At 67.4% G+C, this 6,644-nt stretch carries 7 protein-coding genes and 2 tRNA genes; 5 read left to right on the top strand and 4 right to left on the bottom strand.

Features of this window, described 5'->3' with window-relative positions; genetic code table 11:
- The first annotated feature begins 359 nt into the window (after positions 1 to 359).
- The 4 genes from ACFDSW_RS05955 (at position 360) to ACFDSW_RS05940 (ending at position 2,695) form a co-directional block, all read left to right on the top strand.
- On the top strand, positions 360 to 638 hold the full coding sequence (locus tag ACFDSW_RS05955) for an integration host factor subunit beta (protein WP_375249357.1): 279 nt from the start codon (positions 360 to 362) through the stop codon (positions 636 to 638).
- Positions 639 to 723: 85 nt separating this feature from the next.
- A tRNA-Leu gene (locus tag ACFDSW_RS05950) sits at positions 724 to 807 on the top strand.
- Positions 808 to 839: 32 nt separating this feature from the next.
- Positions 840 to 2,261: an ABC transporter substrate-binding protein gene (locus tag ACFDSW_RS05945; protein ID WP_375249356.1), complete on the top strand. Its 1,422-nt coding sequence runs from the start codon at positions 840 to 842 to the stop codon at positions 2,259 to 2,261.
- A gap of 5 nt (positions 2,262 to 2,266) precedes the next feature.
- Complete coding sequence (locus tag ACFDSW_RS05940) at positions 2,267 to 2,695, top strand: DUF4112 domain-containing protein (RefSeq protein ID WP_375249355.1); 429 nt, start codon at positions 2,267 to 2,269, stop codon at positions 2,693 to 2,695.
- A gap of 63 nt (positions 2,696 to 2,758) precedes the next feature.
- Here ACFDSW_RS05940 and ACFDSW_RS05935 read toward each other — a convergent pair whose 3' ends face one another.
- Positions 2,759 to 3,853: an anhydro-N-acetylmuramic acid kinase gene (locus ACFDSW_RS05935; protein WP_375249361.1), complete on the bottom strand. Its 1,095-nt coding sequence runs from the start codon at positions 3,851 to 3,853 to the stop codon at positions 2,759 to 2,761.
- 109 nt (positions 3,854 to 3,962) lie between these two features.
- On the opposite strand from ACFDSW_RS05935, the gene rimO reads away from it, so the two are divergent.
- The gene (rimO, locus tag ACFDSW_RS05930; protein WP_375249354.1) at positions 3,963 to 5,294 is read left to right on the top strand and encodes a 30S ribosomal protein S12 methylthiotransferase RimO; all 1,332 of its coding nucleotides are present in this window, start codon (positions 3,963 to 3,965) and stop codon (positions 5,292 to 5,294) included.
- A 56-nt stretch (positions 5,295 to 5,350) separates the two neighbouring features.
- On the opposite strand, the gene ACFDSW_RS05925 is transcribed toward rimO, so the two are convergent.
- The 3 genes from ACFDSW_RS05925 to ACFDSW_RS05915 form a co-directional block, all read right to left on the bottom strand.
- Positions 5,351 to 5,427 (bottom strand) — tRNA-Met (locus tag ACFDSW_RS05925).
- Positions 5,428 to 5,491: 64 nt separating this feature from the next.
- The gene (locus ACFDSW_RS05920) at positions 5,492 to 6,007 is read right to left on the bottom strand and encodes a 2'-5' RNA ligase family protein (RefSeq protein WP_375249353.1); all 516 of its coding nucleotides are present in this window, start codon (positions 6,005 to 6,007) and stop codon (positions 5,492 to 5,494) included.
- Positions 6,004 to 6,644: KUP/HAK/KT family potassium transporter (locus ACFDSW_RS05915; RefSeq protein WP_375249352.1), on the bottom strand; the 641-nt coding region annotated here is incomplete at its 5' end. The genes ACFDSW_RS05920 and ACFDSW_RS05915, both read right to left, overlap by 4 nt.

The following is a 6,644-nucleotide window of genomic DNA, read 5'->3' as shown; positions in this document are numbered from 1 at the left end:
ACGCGATGGTGACCGGCTTCGATCGTTCCAAGAAGCCGACCTTCTCGGTCAAGGCGATGCAGATCGCCGAGGAGAAGCAGGCGGTTGCGCAATATGGTTCGTCCGACTCGGGCGCGTCGCTGGGCGACATCCTGGGCGAAGCGTTGAAGGCACGCGACTCCAAGAAGTAAGTCGATCGGCGACGATCGCGATCCAACGCGGGGGCCGGCAGCGATGCCGGCCCTTTTTTGTGATACCGGTCACGTAACAACCCATTTTGCGTCATCGGGCGGAAACGGAACTATCGTGTTGCGGAACTTCGCTGTAGTAGATCCATGTTGGTACCATAGGGTACCGTAGCGGAGGGAAAGTCGCAGATCATGATACGCTCGGAGCTGGTCCAGTCACTGGCCGAGGAGAATCCCAGTCTGTCGTACCGCGACGTGGAAGCGATCGTCAGCTGCTTCTTCGACGAGATCACGCGACGCCTTGCAGAGAATGGCCGCGTCGAACTACGCGGCTTCGGCGCCTTTTCCACCCGTGCGCGCGATGCCCGTAACGGGCGAAACCCCCGCACCGGCGAAATCGTCCCGGTCGAGGCGAAGCGGGTTCCGTTCTTCAAACCCGGCAAGGAAATGCGCGTGCGCCTCAACGTGTGAGCGCATAACCGCCGAACGACCGCACCTTCCGCACGCCGCGACGCTTGACGCCGGCGCGCCGAAGCGCTTCGAAGGCGACCGATGAGCGGACGTGGCGGAACCGGTAGACGCTGGGGACTTAAAATCCTCTGCCATTGGCGTGCGGGTTCGAGTCCCGCCGTCCGCACCAGCCTGACGCGAGGCCTGTGCGCGGCATTGATCGTGACGAGCACGACGAGCTGCGGCCGCCGCCCCGATGTCGGCCCCGTGGTCGCCAGCGTCATCGGCGGCGAACCCGATCTTGCCGCGCGGCGCCGCGGCGACCTGTCGACCCCCGACCGCGTCCTGACCGACGCCCTGGCGGAGGGGCTGGTCCGGTTCGATGCCACCGGCCAGATCGAACCCGGCATCGCCGAACGCTGGATCGTTACCGACAACGGCATGAGCTATATCTTCCGCCTGCGCGATGCGCGCTGGGCGGATGGAACCCCGGTTCGCGCGGCGGAGGTCGTCGCGCTGCTCCGGCGGCAGATTACGCTCGCCTCGGACAATCGCCTCGCGCCGTTCCTGACCGCAGTGGCATCGGTGGTGGAGATGACCCCGGAAGTCATCGAAATCGAACTGTCCCGCCCCCGGCCGGACCTGCTCAAGCTGTTCGCTCAACCCGAAATGGGGCTGGTGCGCAGTGCGCGGGCGGGCGGCGCGGGGCCGTTCCGTCGCCGGGAGCAGCGTGGCCCCGCCCTGGTGCTGACCCCCGCCGCCGACCCTGATCGGGATCCGGCCGAGGCCGTACCGACGCCGGAAGACGAGGTGATGCTGCATGGCGAGCGCGCGTCGCGCGCGATCCTTCGTTTCGTCGGTCGGGACTCCGATCTGGTCCTGGGCGGCACGCTCGACGACTGGCCGATCATGCAGGCGGGCAATCCCGCCCCCGCGAACATCCGGTTCGATCCGGCGGCGGGGCTGTTCGGGCTGGCGGTAGCACGCCGGGATGGCCTGCTGGCGAGCGAGGCGGGGCGCGCCGCGGTCGCGCAGGCGATCGATCGCGCCGACCTCAGCAGCTTCCTGCCGCCGGACTGGGCCGGACGCGAAACGGTGCTGCCGGAGCAGTTCGATTCGGCCACCCCGCCCGTTCCCCCGCCCTGGGCTGCGCTGACCCGTGAGCAGCGTGTGGCGGCGGCGCGCGCCAGTGTGGCGTCCTGGCACGCACTGAAGGGCGTGCCGACGCTGGGCATCGCATTGCCCGATGGCCCCGGCGGCACATTGCTATGGGGCCGGTTGGCGCGCGACCTGTACGCGGTCGGCATTCGCCCACGTCGCCTGGCCTGGGACGATACCACCGCAGACCTGCGCCTGATCGACCAGATCGCGCCTTATGACAGCGCCCGCTGGTATCTGGTCACCGCTTGCGTCGCCTGTTCGGACGACGCGAGTGCCGCCATCGAAGCGTCACGCCTGGCGGGGACATTGCCGGAGCGCGCGCAGCGACTGGCGACCGCCGATGCGGCCCTGGCGGCGGACGGGGCCTTCATTACCCTTGGGCGGCCGCTGCGCTGGTCGCTCGTGTCGCTGCGGCTGCGCCAATGGCAGCCGAACACCCGTGCGTGGCACCCGTTGAACCGGCTGCGCGGCGACCCCAGTTAATCGTCATGGCCATTCGCCCCACCCCCATGCCCGCCACCTCGGCTTTCCCCTCCTCGCTGCCGACCGGGCGCGATCCGGCGGCGGTACGTCAGCGGGTCGAGGCGATGGAGCGCTTGCTGGAGGGGTTGTTCGTCATCCCGGGCACGAATCGCCGTATCGGGCTGGATACGATCATCGGGCTGGTCCCGGTGGTGGGCGATATCGCGGCAGGCGCGCTGGGCATTTGGATCGTGTGGGAGGCGCGCAATATCGGCATGAGCCGCACCGCGATCGCGGCCATGACCGCGCGGATCGGTTTTGACACCGTGCTGGGGCTGGTGCCGTTCGTCGGCGACGCGGCCGATCTATTCTACCGGTCGAACACGCGCAACGTGAAGAAGATCAAGCGTTATCTCGACAAGCATCATCCGCAGACGGTGACCATCGCCGGTTGAGCCGATGCCCGTCCCCGGCACGCGATCTGAGCGGCGGGGACGATCTGACGGATAATAGCGCCGCTAGCCGACCGCCGGTCGAAACACCGTTCCCCCCGGCATCGCCGCCGGCACCCCGGTCGTTCCCGGAAAGCTGATGGGGGCCCCCTGCAACGTGCGCACCGCCATATAGGCGAAGCCCTCCGCCTCCAGCGCATCGCCGTCCCAACCGAGGATATCGACCGGGTCGACTGGCAGTTGCGTTCGTTCGGCGATCATCGCCATCATCGTCGGATTACGCCGGCCGCCCCCCGCAACGAGCAGCCGACGGGGTCGCTCGGGCAGCAACCGCAACGCCTCCGCCACGGTAGCGGCGGTGAAGGCGGTCAGGGTCGCGGCGCCATCGGGCGCGCTCAGCCCTCGCACCGGCTGAATCGTGAAATCGTTGCGGTCCAGCGATTTGGGATAGCGCGCGTCGAAGAACGGATGATCGAGCATCGCGGTCAGGATCGCCTCGTCGACCCGGCCGGTCGCGGCCAGCGCGCCGTCGCGATCGAACCGTTCGCCGGTTTCCTGCTCCACCCAATGATCGATCAGCCCGTTCGCGGGGCCGGTATCAAACGCCGCCAGCGCGCCATCCGCGCCGACCAGCGTGATATTGGCAACCCCGCCAAGATTCAGGATCGCCACCGGCTTTTCCAGCGCGGCCGCGCGGGCGGCGTGATAGACCGGCAGCAACGGCGCCCCCTGCCCGCCGGCCGCGACGTCCGCGCTGCGAAAGTCCCCGACGGTGACGATCCCGCTACGATTCGCCAGCGCCTGCGGATCGCCGATCTGCCAGGACCAGCCGCGATCGGGGCGGTGCGCGACGGTCTGGCCGTGAAACCCGATCACGCCCACATCGCCCGGCGCCACACCTGCGTCACGCAGCAGTTTCTGCACCGCCAGCGCATGGGTACGTGTGATCAGGTCGCTCGCGGCGGAAAGCGGCGGGCTGGCGCGCGGCCGTTCGAAGGTAAGCGCCAGCGCGGTCGCCTCCGCCAGTTGCGCGCGGGCGGCGTCCGAATAAGGCTCTCCCCGCATTGCGATCGGCCGCGCCAGTGCCGCGCCGTCGGTTTCGATCAGCGCGGCGTCGATCCCATCCAGCGACGTGCCCGACATCAATCCGATCGCCAGCATCACGTCTCTCCCCTCGCCGTGGCGCCACCGCCCCCGAAAGGCCCGGTCCTATCGCGGCCGTGGCGATACTGGCAAATCGGCCCGTCCCGCATTATGTCCGCACGATCTCATGGCAACGCTCATCCCCTCTCCGCCCCGTGTGGGCATGGTTTCGCTCGGCTGTCCGAAGAATCTGGTCGATAGCGAGCGTATCCTGACGCAGTTGCGTGCCGACGGCTATCAGATGTCGGCCGATTATGCGGGCGCCGATGTGGTGCTGGTCAATACCTGCGGGTTCCTCGATTCGGCGAAGGAGGAAAGCCTGGAGGCGATCGGCGAGGCGATCGCGGAGAACGGCCGCGTCATCGTCACCGGCTGCATGGGCAAGGAAGCCGAGGCGATCCGCGCGCGCTTCCCCGATGTGCTGGCGATCACCGGGGCGCATGAATATGAACAGGTGGTCGAGGCGGTCCATGCCGCCGCGCCCGCCGCGCTGAGCCCCTATGTCGATCTGATCCCCGACGCCGGACTGAAGCTGACCCCGCGCCATTACAGCTATCTGAAGATTTCGGAGGGCTGCAATCACCGCTGCTCCTTCTGCATCATCCCGTCGCTGCGCGGCGACTTGGTCAGCCGCCGCCCGGATGCGATCCTGCGCGAGGCGGAAAAGCTGGTCGCGGCGGGAACGCGCGAATTGCTGGTGATCAGCCAGGATACGTCGGCCTATGGGATCGACATCCGCGATCAGCCGCGCCTGTGGAAGGGAGCGGAGGTGCGTCCGCATATGACCGATCTGGCGCGCGAACTGGGCCGGATCGCGCCCTGGGTGCGGCTCCACTATGTCTATCCCTATCCGCACGTCGATCAGGTGATCCCGCTGATGGCCGAGGGGCTGGTGCTGCCCTATCTCGATATTCCGTTCCAGCATGCCGCGCCGTCGGTGCTGCGGCGGATGAAGCGGCCGGCGAATGATGCCAAGGTGCTGGGCCGCATCAAGGCGTGGCGTGAGATCTGCCCGGATATCGCGATCCGTTCCACCTTCGTCGTCGGCTTCCCCGGGGAAACCGAACAGGATTTCCAGTATCTGCTCGACTGGCTCGACGAAGCACAGCTCGATCGCGTCGGCGCCTTCCGGTTCGAGCCGGTCGAAGGCGCCTCGGCGAACCTGCTGCCCGATCCCGTACCCGACGCGCTGAAGGAAGAGCGCTACGCCCGGATCATGGAGAAGACCGCCGCGATCTCGGCGGCGAAGCTGGCGGCGAAGGTGGGGCGCACGCTCGACGTGATCATCGACGCGGTCGATCCTGACAGCGGCGGGGCAAGCGGCCGCAGCAAGGCCGATGCCCCCGAGATCGACGGCGAGGTGCATCTGCGTGACGCCGCGCATCTGGCGCCGGGCGATATCGTCCCGGTGACGATCGAAGAGGCCGACGAGCACGACCTGTACGGAGTGGCGGTGTAATCCCCCGCGATCCCGCTCACACCTGCGGTCAGAATGGCTGAAAACGTCACGAACGATGGTAGCGGAGGAGGGACTTGAACCCCCGACACGCGGATTATGATTCCGCTGCTCTAACCAGCTGAGCTACTCCGCCCCGTCATCCACGGGAGCGACCATCCGCTCGTGAGGCGCGGGCTATAGCAGCGCAAACGGTTCGGTCAAGCAGCGAAAACGTGCTTGCCGATCAACTCCCAGGGGCCACCACGATACCACCACGCGGCCAGCCCGACGATCGCCACCGGGCGGGGCTGGAAACCCGCCTGCAGACGCGCCAGCAACGCCTTCGCCTCCGCCGGCGCTACCTTGTTCTGCACCGTCACATGCGCCCGCCAGCCCGCCTGATCCTGCGGCGTGAGCATGCCGTGGAAAGCGTCCGCCAGCCGCGCGCGGATGTCCGCCAGCGCGGGCGCGTCGATCCTGTACGCCACCCCGCGCCCCAGTGAGATCACCCCCGCCAATCGCGCGGCCGGCGCGGCGACGCCGCGGGTCTCCTCGCGCAGGCGGTGCGCCAATTCGGCAGCCGATGTCGGCGGCAGATGGTGGAACATCGTCAGATGGGCATCGAGCTGATTGCGCTCGGGCGGAAAATAGGCCCGCCGCTGGTCATCGAAAAAGGCCTGATCGCGCGCCCCGAACAGCGCCGTAAGGATGATCGGGGCGGGAAGGTCGGTCAAATTTCGATCTGGCTGCCCAATTCCACGACGCGGTTCGTCGGCAAGCGGAAGAACTCCATGGCGCTTTCCGCGTTCCGCAGCATCCAAGCGAACAGCTTCTCGCGCCAGATCGCCATGCCCGGCCGATCGGATGCCAGCAGCGTCTGTCGGCTGAGGAAGAAGCTGGTGTCCATCATCCGGAACTCCGCGCCGCAGCCGTTGAACCCCCGCAGGTTGGCCGGCACGTCAGGCTCCTCCATGAAGCCGTAGCGCAGGATGACACGATGAAAGCCCGAGCCGAGATCCTCGTGCAGGAAACGATCCTCGACCGGGAAATACGGCATGTCGGTAACCCGCACGGTCAGCAGGATCACCCGCTCATGCAGGACACGGTTGTGCTTCAGATTGTGCAGCAGCGCGTGCGGCACCCCGTCGGGCGTCGAGGTCATGAATACCGCCGTACCCGAGACGCGGGTGGCGGAGCTGGCAGCCGAATCGATGAAGATGCGAATCGGCATCGCCGCCTCGCGCATCCGCTCCAGCATCAGCTTGCGTCCCTGCGACCAGGTCGTCAGCAACACGAAGACGATGACCGCGACGAGCAACGGGAACCACCCGCCATCGGGCACCTTGGTCAGGTTGGACGAGAAATACAGGC

This window comes from Sphingomonas sp., from assembly GCF_042091075.1.
In the GTDB taxonomy this organism is placed as follows: domain Bacteria; phylum Pseudomonadota; class Alphaproteobacteria; order Sphingomonadales; family Sphingomonadaceae; genus Sphingomonas.
This window is presented reverse-complemented; position numbering and strand designations above follow the sequence as displayed.